This is a genomic window from Citrobacter sp. RHBSTW-00986, from assembly GCF_013783065.1.
GTDB lineage: Bacteria > Pseudomonadota > Gammaproteobacteria > Enterobacterales > Enterobacteriaceae > Citrobacter > Citrobacter braakii.
Map to the genome: position 1 here is coordinate 3,422,023 of NZ_CP056200.1, position 13,950 is coordinate 3,435,972.

The window sequence follows — 13,950 nt, forward strand, 5'->3', positions numbered from 1 at the left end:
AATTGTGCTTTCCTGCGGCGAGAGTTAAATAACATCACAATAAATTAACAATAAAGCATCAATATCACCACAAAACACATACACCAACGCTGCGCTTCACAGTTTTTTATTGTGATATTCTTTTTTTAATCGCGATGCTGAAAAAACGGCTTAGCCATCGCTTGAATCCGTATTTTTATTGATTTCAATCAGCAAGAGTTATCGGTTTATTAGGCACATTCTGTCACCACTTTTTACTTTTTTTAGTTTTTTAACTTTCTGGGCAGCAATGCGACAGGGGAAACAATGTTGACATTTATTGAACTCCTTATTGGGGTTGTGGTTATTGTGGGTGTAGCGCGCTACATCATTAAAGGTTATTCCGCGACAGGCGTACTGTTTGTCGGCGGTCTGGTTTTGCTGATTATCAGTGCGTTGATGGGCCATAAAGTTTTGCCGTCTAGCGCAGCAACTACGGGCTATACGGCAACAGACATTGTTGAATATATTAAAATTTTGCTGATGAGCCGTGGCGGCGATCTCGGCATGATGATTATGATGCTGTGTGGTTTTGCCGCCTACATGACGCATATTGGCGCGAATGATATGGTGGTTAAGCTGGCCTCTAAGCCGCTGCAGTATATCAATTCACCTTATCTGCTTATGATTGCCGCCTATTTTGTCGCCTGCCTGATGTCCCTGGCGGTCTCTTCAGCAACCGGTCTGGGCGTATTGCTGATGGCGACATTGTTCCCGGTCATGGTTAACGTTGGGATTAGCCGTGGCGCCGCAGCGGCCATTTGCGCCTCCCCAGCCGCTATTATTCTTTCGCCAACATCCGGTGATGTAGTGCTGGCTGCAAAAGCCGCGGAAATGCCGCTGATCGATTTCGCGTTTAAAACCACGCTGCCAATTTCCATTGCCGCCATCATTGCTATGGCGATTGCCCACTTTTTCTGGCAGCGTTATCTGGATAAAAAAGAGAACATTTCTCATGAAATGTTAGATGTGGCTGAAATTACCACTACCGCCCCGTCGTTTTACGCCATCTTGCCATTTACCCCGATCGTTGGCGTCCTGATTTTCGATGGAAAATGGGGCCCACAGCTGCATATCATTACGATTCTGGTGCTGTGCATGCTCATCGCTGCTGTACTGGAGTTCGTACGAGGATTCAACACCCAGAAGGTTTTCTCGGGTCTTGAAGTCGCCTACCGTGGTATGGCGGATGCCTTTGCTAATGTGGTGATGCTGTTAGTCGCGGCGGGCGTTTTTGCCCAGGGTCTGAGCACAATCGGCTTTATTCAGAGTCTGATTTCTATCGCCACCTCGTTTGGCTCCGCGAGCATTATTCTGATGCTGGTACTGGTGATCCTGACTATGCTGGCGGCAATGACCACGGGGTCCGGTAACGCACCTTTCTATGCCTTCGTTGAGATGATCCCGAAACTGGCGCACTCTTCTGGCATTAACCCGGCTTACCTTGCTATCCCGATGCTGCAGGCATCAAACCTTGGACGCACAATCTCTCCGGTCTCCGGTGTGGTTGTCGCTGTCGCAGGGATGGCAAAGATCTCTCCGTTCGAAGTAGTGAAACGTACCTCGGTTCCGGTACTGGTTGGACTGCTGGTTGTGATTATCGCAACTGAAGTGATGGTGCCGGCGACGTCCGCCCTGATTGGCGGTTAACGATAACTGTCAGTATCTGACCTTGATACGCAAAATCATTTAAGCTGCATCAAGGCGGCAAGTGAAGACATCCCCAGTACCATAGATAATTATGTGACTGGGGTTTCTTCACGCAGCCCACAAAGAGGCAGCTTCAAGGATGACGTGAATTAGCCGCCGTGATAAATACGCTGCGGCCTCCCCACCTTACCGTGAATAATCTCCGCAATAATCAAATGACGGCTGGCACAGTACTCCAGGTAGCGCCTGGAGGTGGTACGGCTGATAGTGAGCGCCTGGGCGATCGTTTCCGCAGTATGATGTACCGTCGGATCGGCAAATAATTTCAACACCGCATTCAGCGTTAACGCATCAATTCCGGTCGGCAAATCGCCTTTCGGTTCGCCGCGCGCATAAGCATTAAACATTTCATCAATCTGCTTTTGACTGGCGCTGTCATTACCGGCCAACATGCGTCTGCGCTGTTGATAACGCGTCAGTGTTTGTCCCAGGCGCTCGTAGGCAATGGGTTTGACCAGATAATCAAACGCGCCGCTGCGCACGGCCTCGGAGACCGTTTCCATGTCGCTGGCCGCCGTGGTAAACACCACGCCCCCCGGATAACGCGTCTGGGTTAGCTCATGCAACAACGTAATTCCCTTGCCGTCCGGCAAGTAGTTATCGAGCAGAATCAAACCGGGCTTAAAACGCTCAATCATCATCCTCGCTTGCGCAAGATTACCCGCCAGCCAAATCTGGCTGAAGCCGGGTATATGGCGGATATATTCAGCATGCATTTCCGCCAGTAGCGTTTCATCCTCAACGATCAATAGCGTTAATGGTTCCGTCATTATTTTTTTTCACTTTCGGAAGAAATAAAGAAAATAAGGTGCCGCAGGGGGAGTTATCTTCGAGTGTAATCACCCCGTTACAGCGCCTCACATAACTTGCAATCAGATACAAACCGATGCCATGTTCACCTGGTTCATCGGTACGGGTGCTCACACCCTGTTCAAATATTTTTTCACGCAATGCTTCCGGTACACCGCATCCCTGATCGGCAACTTCGATGATCACGTCATCCCCTTCATCGCTCAAATAAAGTTCGACGATCTTGTTGCCTTGCTGGGTGCGCAAGCTCGCTTCAAATGCATTATCAAGCAGATTGCCAACAATTGCTGCAAACTCTGTGCTATCCAGCCCCTCAGGGAGTTGATGCAGTTGACTGCCAGGAACGATAGTCATAGTGAGGCCCAGTTCACGTGCACGCTGCACCTTGCCAAACAACAGACCGGCTACCTGACGATCGGCAAACGCGCCGCGCAGGCTGTCAATCAGTTGCTGTTGCGCCTGCGACTCCCCCTGCACCATTGCCAGCACCCGGTCATACTCTTTCATTTGCAGCAGGCCATTAATGGTCGACATCCAGTTAAGGTGTTCATGACGCAGCGTTCTCAGGCTCTCTACATACTGTTTGATCTGCGTTAATTGCGCATTAAGAGTAGCAATTTCATCTTTACTACGAAAACTGATGATTGCCCCAAGCAGTTCATCGCCGGAGCGAATCGCCTCACGGTTAGCGATAACGCTCAGGCCATTAAAGTTCACCATCGCATCCTGTCGTTTTTCCGCAATCTGCTGGGTGAAAAAGTCAGTCGGCTGAACCACCTCACTAATCGGTTTTCCAAGCCACTTTCGTCCAGGCGAAGACAGCCCCAGCATTTTCCTCGCGCTGCGGTTTATTGCGGTGATATACCCATCAGGGTCCACGGCGATCAAACCTTCATATACCGAGCTGAATAGCGCTTCCTGCTGACGCACTACCCGCGCAATTTGCTTAGGCTCCATCCCCAACATCTGTCGGCGAATATGGGCGGCAAATAACCAGGAGAGCAGCATAAGTACCAGCAACAGCAGGATAAACACCCCTGCCATTGGGAGTAAAAAGTCCGATCGCCAGCTATCGATTTTACTGATCAGATAGCCAATTGAGACCACGCCAATGATTTTGCCATCGTCATCAAAGATGGGCGTTTTGGCGCGCATCGCCATCCCAATCGACCCTTTGCCGGTAATAAAGTAACTTTCCCCTCTTTCCAGCGCGCCGGGTTTGGTGAACTGCATCGGGTAGCCAATTTTTTCCGGATTTGGGTGGTAAAGGCGGACAGAGTTGGTATCCCCGATCACCACATAGTCGAAGTCAGTCCCGCTCTGCAGTTTGTCGGCAATGGTCGCCAGACGCTTGTAATCACGATGCTTCACCGCCGCGATGATACTGTCGTTAGAGGCGATGATTTTGGCCTGGTTCATCGCCATATCGCGGACATGCGTTGCCAGATAATCTTCAAAACTGGCGGTAAAGTATTGTGCTAACGCGGCGATAATAAAAACAGAAACGACCAAAATAAGCAGAAAGATACGCAATGGAAACGCCAGACTGCGAAAAAAAGGAAACCGTGTTTTATTTTTCTGCTCTGCCATATTTCTTCCTCAGCGACGATACCCGAAACTTATTTCTCATTGTAGTTGTAATAAAAATGTTTTATTTGCAAGTCGCGGTATAAAACAGGATCGTTGCAGATTCCCCACCTTAAATCAATTAAACAAATTAAAACCACACGCTATTTCGGAGTTAAATTAATTAAAAAACTTAAAACCATAAAACACATTAAAACCTTCTAACTTATTGTGAAATAAATCAAAAATTACCTCCAAAATACTCCTTACGATGTATGCAGCAGGGAAAAAAAGAAATACTCCGTAATAAAAAAACATTCCCTTCAATTGCAAACAAGAAGTTATCAGGTTGCTAAACAGAGCAACAAAAACAGAAACCCAGTAACAAATATAGCATCGGGGCTCTATTCACTATGTTCGGTAATAATATATTCACGCAAGTTAAACGCTCAGAAAATAAAAAGATGGCGGCTATCGCGCAATTTCTGAAAGAGAATGATTTGAGCGTTGATACAACTGTCGAAGTATTTATCACCGTCACCCGTGATGACCGCCTGATTGCCTGCGGCGGCATTGCCGGCAATATCATAAAGTGCGTCGCCATCTGCGAATCCGTAAGGGGTGAAGGCTTAGCGTTGACGCTGGCGACCGAGTTAATCAACCTCGCCTATGAGCGCCACTGTACGCACCTCTTCATCTATACCAAAACCGAGTACGAGTCGCTGTTTAAGCAGTGCGGTTTTTCTACGCTGACCAGCGTTCCCGGCATTATGGTGCTGATGGAAAACAGCACTACACGTCTGAAACGCTACGCTGAATCACTGGCGAAACAGCGCCATGAAGGGAAAAAAATTGGTTGTATCGTCATGAACGCCAACCCCTTCACCAACGGACATCGTTTTCTGATCCAACAAGCAGCCGCGCAATGTGACTGGCTGCATCTGTTTTTGGTGAAAGAAGATACCTCGCGTTTTCCGTATGAAGACCGACTGGATCTGGTGCTTAAAGGGACAAAAGACATTCCACGTTTAACCGTTCATCGCGGTTCGGAATACATCATTTCCCGCGCCACATTCCCGTGCTACTTCATCAAAGAGCAGAGCGTTATTAACCACTGCTATACCGAAATAGACCTGAAAATCTTCCGCCAGTATCTGGCCCCGGCTCTCGGCGTCACGCACCGCTTCGTCGGTACCGAGCCGTATTGCACCGTCACCTCCCAGTACAACAACGATATGCGCTACTGGCTGGAGACCCCAACGCTTCCCGCCCCACCGATTGAACTGGTGGAAATTGAGCGGCTGTGCTTCCAGGAGATGCCGATTTCTGCCTCCTGGGTGCGCAAGCTGCTGGTTAAAAAAGATCTCACGGCTATCGCATCCCTGGTCCCTGACGCCACGCTGCATTATCTGCAAAGCATGGTTGAGCGGGCCTCATCGGGTGCGGCAGTCCGCCAAAATACCCCCGCATTAGCAACAGGTGAAAAATGAAAATAAACCAGGCAGCCGTCGCAGGCACACTCGAGTCCGGTGATGTGATGATTCGCATCGCCCCACTCGATTCGCAGGATATTGACCTGCAGGTTAACAGTAGCGTCGAAAAGCAGTTCGGTGATGCCATCCGGGCCACCATTCTGGACGTTCTGTCCCGCTACAACGTACGCGGCGTGCAATTAAATGTTGATGATAAAGGCGCACTGGACTGCATTTTACGTGCGCGACTGGAATCACTACTGGCCCGCGCTGGCGGTATTCCTGCACTGCCATGGGAGGATTGCCAGTGATTAGTGAATCTTTGCAGCAACGTAAACCCCGTACCCGCCGCAGCATGCTGTTCGTACCGGGCGCCAATGCCGCCATGGTCAGCAACTCGTTCATCTATCCGGCAGATGCGCTGATGTTCGACCTGGAAGACTCCGTCGCGCTGCGCGAGAAAGATACAGCTCGCCGTATGGTGTACCACGCGCTGCAGCATCCGCTGTATCACGACGTTGAAACTATCGTGCGCGTAAACGCCCTCGACTCCGAATGGGGCATTAATGATCTCGAAGCCGTGGTACGCGGCGGCGCTGACATCGTGCGTTTACCGAAGACCGATACCGCGCAGGATGTCATCGACATCGAAAGCGAAATCCTGCGTATCGAGAAAGCCTGTGGCCGTGAGCCCGGCAGTACCGGTCTGTTAGCCGCCATCGAATCGCCGTTAGGCATTACCCGCGCGGTAGAAATTGCCCACGCTTCCGAGCGCCTGATCGGTATTGCACTGGGTGCGGAAGATTACGTGCGTAACCTGCGCACTGAGCGCTCTGCGGAAGGGACTGAACTGCTGTTTGCCCGCTGCTCTATTTTGCAGGCGGCACGCTCTGCCGGCATTCAGGCGTTCGACACCGTTTATTCCGATGCCAACAACGAAGCGGGTTTCCTGCATGAAGCCGCACACATCAAGCAACTGGGTTTTGACGGTAAGTCGCTCATCAACCCGCGCCAGATCGAGCTCCTGCACAACCTGTACGCCCCGACACGCAAAGAGCTGGCTCACGCGCGCCTGGTCGTGGAAGCCGCTGAAGCCGCCGCTCGCGAAGGCCGTGGCGTAGTTTCCCTGAACGGCAAAATGGTCGACAGCCCGGTTATCGAGCGCGCCCTTCTGGTTATCTCCCGTGCAGAACTTTCCGGCATTCGCGAAGAATAAGGCAAAAAAATGACGCAGAAAATCGAACAGTCTCAACGCCAGGATCGCGTGGCGACCTGGAGCCGTCATGCAGAAAGTGAGCTTTCCGCTTATCAGAGCACCGCAAAAGTAGAATTACAGGCGCAAAAACCGCGCGACAAAAAGCTGTGCGCTAACCTGGAAGACGCCATTCGTCGTTCAGGTTTACAGGATGGCATGACCATCTCTTTCCACCACGCTTTTCGCGGTGGCGATCTGACGATTAACCTGGTGATGGACGCCATCGCCAGAATGGGCTTTAAAAATCTGACGCTGGCCTCCAGCTCCCTGAGCGACTGCCATGCTCCGCTGGTTGAGCACATCCGTCAGGGCGTGGTCAGCCGTATTTACACCTCCGGGCTGCGTGGCCCGCTGGCGGAAGAGATCTCCCGTGGCCTGCTGGCCGAGCCTGTGCAGGTCCACTCCCATGGCGGCCGTGTACACCTGGTGCAAAGTGGCGAACTCAGCATTGATGTGGCGTTCCTCGGCGTACCGTCCTGTGACCAGTTTGGTAACGCTAACGGCTATACCGGTAAAGCGTGCTGTGGTTCACTGGGCTATGCCCGCGTCGATGCCGAAAATGCAAAACAGGTTGTCCTGCTGACTGAACATCTGCTGACCTATCCACATAACCCGGCCAGCATTACGCAGGATCAGGTGGATCTGATTGTACAGATCGATCAGGTCGGCGATGCGGACAAAATCGGTGCTGATGCGACACGCATGACCACCAACCCGCGTGAACTGTTAATCGCCCGTAGCGCGGCAGACGTCATTGCTAACTCCGGTTACTTCAATGAAGGCTTCTCACTGCAGACAGGAACCGGCGGCGCTTCTCTGGCCGTTACTCGTTTCCTGGAAGACAAGATGCGCAGCCGCGATATCCGTGCTGACTTCGCGCTGGGCGGCATCACCGCTACCATCGTTGACCTGCACGAAAAAGGCCTGATTCGCAAACTGCTGGACGTACAGAGCTTTGACCGTAACGCGGCTGAGTCGCTGGCCCGCAATCCAAACCACATTGAGATCAGTGCCAACCAGTATGCCAACTGGGGCTCAAAAGGCGCCTCCGTCGATCGTCTGGACGTCGTGGTGCTGAGTGCGCTGGAAGTTGATACCAGCTTCAACGTTAACGTACTGACCGGTTCTGACGGCGTACTGCGCGGCGCATCCGGCGGTCACTGCGATACTGCGGTTGCCGCTGCGCTTTCCATCATTGTCGCTCCGCTGGTTCGCGGACGCATCCCGACGCTGGTTGATAACGTCCTGACCTGCGTAACCCCAGGCTCCAGCGTAGACATCCTGGTCACTGACCACGGTATCGCCGTTAACCCTGCGCGTCCGGAACTGGCTGAACGTCTGAAAGAAGCCGGTATGAAAGTGGTGTCCATTGAATGGCTGCGCGAACGTGCACAGCAGCTCACCGGTCAGCCACGCGCTATCGAATTCTCCGACCGCGTGATTGCCGTTGTGCGTTACCGCGATGGCTCGGTGATTGACGTTGTGCATCAGGTGAAGGAATAAGCCATGCGCCTGCTCCCTGAACACGCCACCCAACACGCGGTTTCGATTCCCGAGCTGCTCGCCAGCCGGGATGAGAGACAAGCAAGGCAACATGCCTGGCTGACGCGTCATCACGCGCCACTGGTCTCATTTACCGTGGTCGTACCGGGTCCGATTAAAGACAGCGCATTAACCCGTCGCATCTTTAATCACGGCGTAACCGCCCTGCTCGCGCTGGCGGAAAAATCCACCTGGATTATCAGGGAGCAAACGGCGCTGGTTTCTGCCAGCGGTCCGGAAGGTCTTTTGTCTATTGAGGCCCCGGCCCACGATCTCAAGCTCGCCACGATTGAACTTGAGCATTCACATCCGCTGGGACGGTTATGGGACATCGATGTCCTGACCCCTGATGGGGAAATTCTGTCCCGACGTCATTTCGCACTCCCTGCCCGCCGCTGTCTGCTGTGCGAGCAAAGCGCTGCCGAATGCGCGCGGGGTAAAACCCACGCGCTTTCCGACTTACTCTCTCAGATGGAGGCACTGCTGCATGATGCCGATTCCCGCAACATCAACCAATAACGCAGTCCTTCCTCTGGATCTGCCTGACGCTTACGCAACGCTTGCGTGGCGGGCCATGTTGACTGAAGTCAACCTGTCGCCCAAACCGGGTCTGGTGGATCGTATTAACAACGGCGCACATAAAGATATGGCGCTGGAAGATTTTCATCGCAGCGCTGAAGCAATTCAGGCCTGGCTGCCGCGTTTTATTGAATATGGGGCGTTTAGCGCACAGCTGTCGCCCGAAGATGTGTTGAAAGGACTGCGCCCACTGGGTATGGCCTGCGAAGCCGATATGTTTCGCGCCACCGAGGGGGTAAACACCCATAAAGGGAGCATCTTTTCACTGGGGCTGCTGTGTGCCGCCATTGGCCGCCTGCACCAGCTCCAACTGACTGTTACCGCTGAAACCCTTTGCTCAACGGCAGCAACATTTTGCCGTGGCCTGACCGAGCGCGAACTGCGCCAGAACAATCAACAACTCACGGCTGGCCAACGTCTTTATCAGCAACTGGGATTAACCGGCGCACGGGGCGAAGCCGAAGCGGGATACCCGCTAGTCATCCAGCATGCCCTGCCGCACTACCGCGCACTGCTGGCTCAGGGCCGCGATCCTGAACTGGCGCTACTCGACACGTTATTGCTGCTGATGTCTATCAATGGCGACACCAACGTGGCTTCACGTGGCGGCGCAGAAGGTCTGCGCTGGCTACAGCAGCAGGCCACAACTCTATTGCAGCAAGGGGGGATTCGCACCCCTGCCGATCTCGAATACCTGCGCCAGTTCGACCAACAGTGCATTGAACGCAACCTCAGCCCAGGAGGCTGCGCCGATCTGCTGATCGTCACCTGGTTCTTAGCTCAGATTTCACAAGTTCATCATTATCACAATTAAAGATCCTTTCCGGAGAATCACACACATGTCTTTAGCAAAAGATAAAATATGGAAATTACTGGCCCCATTGGTCGTAATGGGCGTCATGTTTCTTATCCCTGTCCCTGATGGAATGCCCCCGCAGGCCTGGCACTATTTTGCCGTTTTCGTGGCAATGATTGTCGGGATGATCCTAGAGCCAATCCCGGCAACAGCGATAAGCTTTATCGCCGTAACGATCTGTGTCATCGGCAGCAACTATCTGCTGTTTGATGCTTCAGAGCTGGCCGACCCGGCGTTTAAAGCGGGTAAGCAAGCGCTGAAATGGGGTCTGGCAGGCTTCTCCAGCACTACCGTGTGGTTGGTGTTTGGCGCGTTTATCTTCGCGCTGGGCTATGAAGTCACCGGTCTGGGTCGTCGTATCGCGCTGTTCCTGGTAAAATTCATGGGTAAGCGCACCCTGACGCTGGGCTACGCGATTGTCATCATCGACATTCTGCTGGCGCCGTTTACACCGTCCAACACCGCGCGTACCGGTGGTACCGTATTCCCGGTTATCAAAAACCTGCCGCCGCTGTTTAAATCATTCCCGAACGATCCGTCCGCGCGCCGTATCGGCGGATATCTGATGTGGATGATGGTAATCAGTACCAGCCTGAGCTCCTCTATGTTCGTTACCGGTGCTGCACCTAACGTGCTGGGTCTGGAATTCGTCAATAAAATTGCCGGTATTCAAATCAGCTGGTTGCAATGGTTCCTCAGCTTCCTGCCGGTTGGTATTATTTTGCTGATCGTTGCTCCGTGGCTGTCCTATGTTCTTTACAAGCCAGAAGTTACTCACAGTGCTGAAGTTGCCGCGTGGGCTGGTGATGAACTGAAAACCATGGGTAAACTGACGCGTAAAGAGCTGACCCTGATCGGTCTGGTTCTGCTCAGCCTGGGTCTGTGGGTCTTTGGCGGTAAACTGATTGATGCGACCGCTGTGGGTCTGCTGGCAGTCTCGCTGATGCTGGCGCTGCACGTTGTCCCGTGGAAAGACATCACCCGTTATAACAGCGCATGGAACACCCTGGTTAACCTCGCCACGCTGGTCGTTATGGCGAATGGTTTAACCCGTTCAGGCTTCATCGACTGGTTCGCCAACACGATGAGCTCGCACCTGGAAGGCTTCTCGCCTAACGCGACCGTGATCGTTCTGGTGCTGGTGTTCTATTTTGCTCACTACCTGTTTGCCAGCCTTTCCGCACACACCGCCACCATGCTGCCGGTTATTCTGGCCGTCGGCAAAGGCATCCCGGGCGTTCCGATGGAACACCTGTGTATCCTGCTGGTACTGTCCATCGGTATCATGGGCTGTCTGACTCCGTATGCAACTGGCCCTGGCGTTATTATTTACGGCTGCGGTTATGTGAAGTCCAAAGACTACTGGCGTCTGGGTGCTATCTTCGGCGTTATCTACATCTCTATGCTTCTGCTGGTCGGCTGGCCGATTCTGGCAATGTGGAGCTAATCATTCGGGTTCCCGCCTGATGAAAATGATGCCAGTCAGCTAAACCTGACTGGCATTTTTTATGATTAAATAGATGATATTCAGAATTTATATAAGTATCCGAAATCATCATGACATCAACATGGCGTTATTCTTCGCTGCTGGCAGCACTTCTGCTCCCAGTTTCTGCGGCTCAGGCCGATGAACTTCAGGCAAAACAGTACGCTGATTTTGACAGCTACGTGCTGGCCCTCTCCTGGCAAACCGGATTTTGTCAGAGCCAACACGAGAGAAATCGTCAAGAGCCCGACGAATGTCGTCTGCAAAAAGAGAGCGCGGACAAAGCAGATTTCCTGACCGTTCACGGTTTATGGCCCAGCCTGCCAAAATCCATCGCCGCCCGTGGAGTAGACAACCGCCGCTGGATGCGCTTTGGCTGCGCGACTCGCCCTATCCCCAACCTGCCTGAAGCGCGCGCCAGCCGTAAATGCGCGGCTCCCGACACGGGCCTGTCACTGGAAAGCGCGGCAAAACTCAGTGCCGTAATGCCCGGTGCCGGCGGGAGATCCTGTCTGGAACGTTACGAATATGCCAAACATGGCGCCTGTTTCGGTTTTGATCCCGACGCATACTTCGGCACGATGGTACGGATGAATAATGAGGTTAAGAACAGCGAGGCTGGCAAATTCCTCGCGGAAAACTACGGCAAAACCGTCAGCCGCAGCGCATTTGACGCCGCCGTCGCTAAAAGCTGGGGCAGAGAGAACGTCAAAGCCGTGAAGCTAAGCTGCCACGGCAATCCGGCCTATCTCACAGAAATCCAGTTGTCCCTGAAAGCCGACACCATTAACCAGACGTTATCCGCACAGTCATTCTTACCGCAACCGCATCCGGGTAACTGCGGTAAACAGTTTATTATCGACAAAGTGGGATACTGAAAATAACGACCGGCGCGGCAAACTGGCGTCGGTCCATATGGTTAGCGTTTTGAACGGGCATCCGGGCGAACTAAATCAAAGCGGTGTGTTTCACTGATCGAATAATACGCCGTTGGCCCGCCCGCACGCAGTACCGGTTTTGCTTTCGCCGTCTGGTAGATGCCGCCTTCCAGTAGCGTTTCATCAATATGAATGCCCACCACTTCTCCCAGCACCAGCCAGGTTTCAACAGGCGAACCATCAGCGGTGGTCAGTTGCAGACTTTGCGATAAGCGACACTCAAAATTGACTGGGCTTTGCGCCACGCGCGGCACGCTGACTATCCGACTATCTGCTTTGCTAAGCCCGGCGGCAAAAAACTCATCCTCGCCGTGAGGCAAGCTGGCTGACGTTTCGTTCATCGCGCTGGCCAGCTCAAGAGTCGTCAGATTCCAGACAAACTCACCGGTGTCGATAATATTCTGCAGGCTATCTTTCCAGCCGCTGCTGGCGAAACCGATAATCGGCGGATGATAATTAAAGCAGTTAAAGAAACTGTACGGTGCAAGGTTATGCCGACCGTCGCTGTCGCGGGAGGAAATCCAGCCAATAGGGCGCGGTCCAATGATGGCATTCAGCGGATCATGCGGTAAGCCGTGTCCTTGTGATGGTTGATAGAAATACATAGCGTTCTCTGTTGAAGTTAACATCAGCGCAGCACAAATTATGCTTCGCTCATCTCCCTGGAAAAAGAAGATCAGCGTAGAACAATCCGCTAAAGATTACGATTGAATAAAGTTGAGCAGATCGCCGTTGATCTGTTGTTTATGGGTAGTGCAAATGCCATGCGAACCGCCAACATACACCTTCAACTGCGCGTCCGGCAGTATTTCCGCCGCAACCTTTCCGCAGGTTTCAAACGGGACAATCTGATCGTCATCACCATGGATCACCAGCGTCGGGATAGTCATCCTTTTGAGATCCTCACGCAGGTCAGTTTCTGAAAACGCGTGAATACAGTCGTACAACGCTTTGATGGAACCTTGTAAGCCCTGTTCAACAAAGCTTTCACGAACGGCTTTCGACGCATTTACGCCCGGGCGGTTGTAGCCATAGAATGCAGCGGTCAGTTCATAGAAGAAGGCAGCGCGATCGTTTATCACTCCCTCACGGATGCCATCAAACACCTCTTTCGGCACACCATTTGGGTTAAAGTCGGTCTTGATCATTATGGGCGTCACCGCGCCGATTAACACCGCTTTGGCTACCCGCTGCGTTCCATGGCGACCAATGTACCTCGCCACCTCCCCGCCCCCGGTAGAGTGTCCGACATGTACGGCATCTTTAAGATTGAGATGCGCGGTAAGTTCAGCCAGATCGTCAGCATACTGATCCATATTGTGACCATCCCAGGGTTGGGCTGAACGCCCATGCCCACGCCTGTCATGGGCGATCACCCGAAATCCTTTCGACCCGAGGAACAGCATCTGATCCTCAAACGCATCTGCCGTCAGCGGCCAGCCATGGCTAAAGACGATAGGCTGCCCACTTCCCCAATCTTTAAAATGCAAATAGCTGCCGTCTTTCAAGGTAAGTTTGTCGTACTGGCTCATGAGATCTCCTGTCGCGGAACACTGAGTTGTTTGACGCGCCCGCAGCGAGCGCTTAAAAAGCATAATGCAAATTGGAGAACGATCGCGTTTTTCGGCTAAAATCACACCATACGCAACAATATTGATGATTTGCCTGAATGTGAACTAAATCACTTCAAACCAGGGGTAAGTCTCAGTATCATCATA

At 52.5% G+C, this 13,950-nt stretch carries 13 protein-coding genes; 9 read left to right on the top strand and 4 right to left on the bottom strand.

Annotation, left to right across the window (positions count from 1 at the left end; all coding sequences use genetic code 11):
* Positions 1-285 precede the first annotated feature (285 nt).
* Entirely contained in the window at positions 286-1,668 is a 1,383-nt protein-coding gene (gene dcuC, locus HV345_RS16740) for an anaerobic C4-dicarboxylate transporter DcuC (protein ID WP_016152227.1), read from the top strand.
* A 149-nt stretch (positions 1,669-1,817) separates the two neighbouring features.
* Here dcuC and dpiA read toward each other — a convergent pair whose 3' ends face one another.
* A complete protein-coding gene (gene dpiA / locus HV345_RS16745) occupies positions 1,818-2,498 on the bottom strand; it encodes a two-component response regulator DpiA (protein WP_016152226.1) in 681 nt (226 codons plus the stop codon).
* Positions 2,467-4,128 (bottom strand): sensor histidine kinase DpiB, encoded by a 1,662-nt coding sequence (gene dpiB / locus HV345_RS16750; protein ID WP_181635828.1) that lies wholly within the window; start codon positions 4,126-4,128, stop codon positions 2,467-2,469. The genes dpiA and dpiB overlap by 32 nt, the downstream gene beginning before the upstream one ends.
* A gap of 389 nt (positions 4,129-4,517) precedes the next feature.
* Between dpiB and citC the strand changes: the two genes are divergently transcribed.
* The 8 genes from citC to rna all read left to right on the top strand — a co-directional run bounded on the left by citC (position 4,518) and on the right by rna (position 12,172).
* Positions 4,518-5,594, top strand: coding sequence for a [citrate (pro-3S)-lyase] ligase (gene citC / locus HV345_RS16755; protein ID WP_016152224.1), 1,077 nt, complete (start codon positions 4,518-4,520; stop codon positions 5,592-5,594).
* Entirely contained in the window at positions 5,591-5,887 is a 297-nt protein-coding gene (gene citD / locus HV345_RS16760) for a citrate lyase acyl carrier protein (RefSeq protein ID WP_181635829.1), read from the top strand. Before citC ends, citD begins: the two co-directional genes overlap by 4 nt.
* Positions 5,884-6,792, top strand: a complete 909-nt coding sequence (locus HV345_RS16765) for an aldolase/citrate lyase family protein (protein WP_046274582.1) — start codon at positions 5,884-5,886, stop codon at positions 6,790-6,792. The genes citD and HV345_RS16765 overlap by 4 nt, the downstream gene beginning before the upstream one ends.
* A 9-nt stretch (positions 6,793-6,801) precedes the next feature.
* A complete protein-coding gene (gene citF / locus HV345_RS16770) occupies positions 6,802-8,334 on the top strand; it encodes a citrate lyase subunit alpha (protein ID WP_181635830.1) in 1,533 nt (510 codons plus the stop codon).
* Positions 8,335-8,337: 3 nt separating this feature from the next.
* Positions 8,338-8,892 (top strand): citrate lyase holo-[acyl-carrier protein] synthase, encoded by a 555-nt coding sequence (citX, locus tag HV345_RS16775; RefSeq protein ID WP_153646825.1) that lies wholly within the window; start codon positions 8,338-8,340, stop codon positions 8,890-8,892.
* Positions 8,861-9,766 carry a triphosphoribosyl-dephospho-CoA synthase CitG gene (gene citG, locus HV345_RS16780; RefSeq protein WP_181626360.1) on the top strand — a complete coding sequence of 302 codons (906 nt, stop codon included), beginning with the start codon at positions 8,861-8,863 and terminating at the stop codon, positions 9,764-9,766. The genes citX and citG overlap by 32 nt, the downstream gene beginning before the upstream one ends.
* A 25-nt stretch (positions 9,767-9,791) precedes the next feature.
* A complete protein-coding gene (citT, locus tag HV345_RS16785; protein ID WP_016152219.1) occupies positions 9,792-11,255 on the top strand; it encodes a citrate/succinate antiporter CitT in 1,464 nt (487 codons plus the stop codon).
* A gap of 110 nt (positions 11,256-11,365) precedes the next feature.
* Entirely contained in the window at positions 11,366-12,172 is an 807-nt protein-coding gene (gene rna / locus HV345_RS16790) for a ribonuclease I (RefSeq protein WP_019076250.1), read from the top strand.
* Between the two features lie 41 nt (positions 12,173-12,213).
* Here rna and HV345_RS16795 read toward each other — a convergent pair whose 3' ends face one another.
* Together HV345_RS16795 and HV345_RS16800 are read right to left on the bottom strand one after the other, a co-directional pair.
* The gene (locus HV345_RS16795; RefSeq protein WP_131405712.1) at positions 12,214-12,837 is read right to left on the bottom strand and encodes a flavin reductase family protein; all 624 of its coding nucleotides are present in this window, start codon (positions 12,835-12,837) and stop codon (positions 12,214-12,216) included.
* Between the two features lie 96 nt (positions 12,838-12,933).
* Positions 12,934-13,764 (bottom strand): alpha/beta fold hydrolase, encoded by an 831-nt coding sequence (locus HV345_RS16800; RefSeq protein ID WP_053388577.1) that lies wholly within the window; start codon positions 13,762-13,764, stop codon positions 12,934-12,936.
* Between the last annotated feature and the right edge of the window lie 186 nt (positions 13,765-13,950).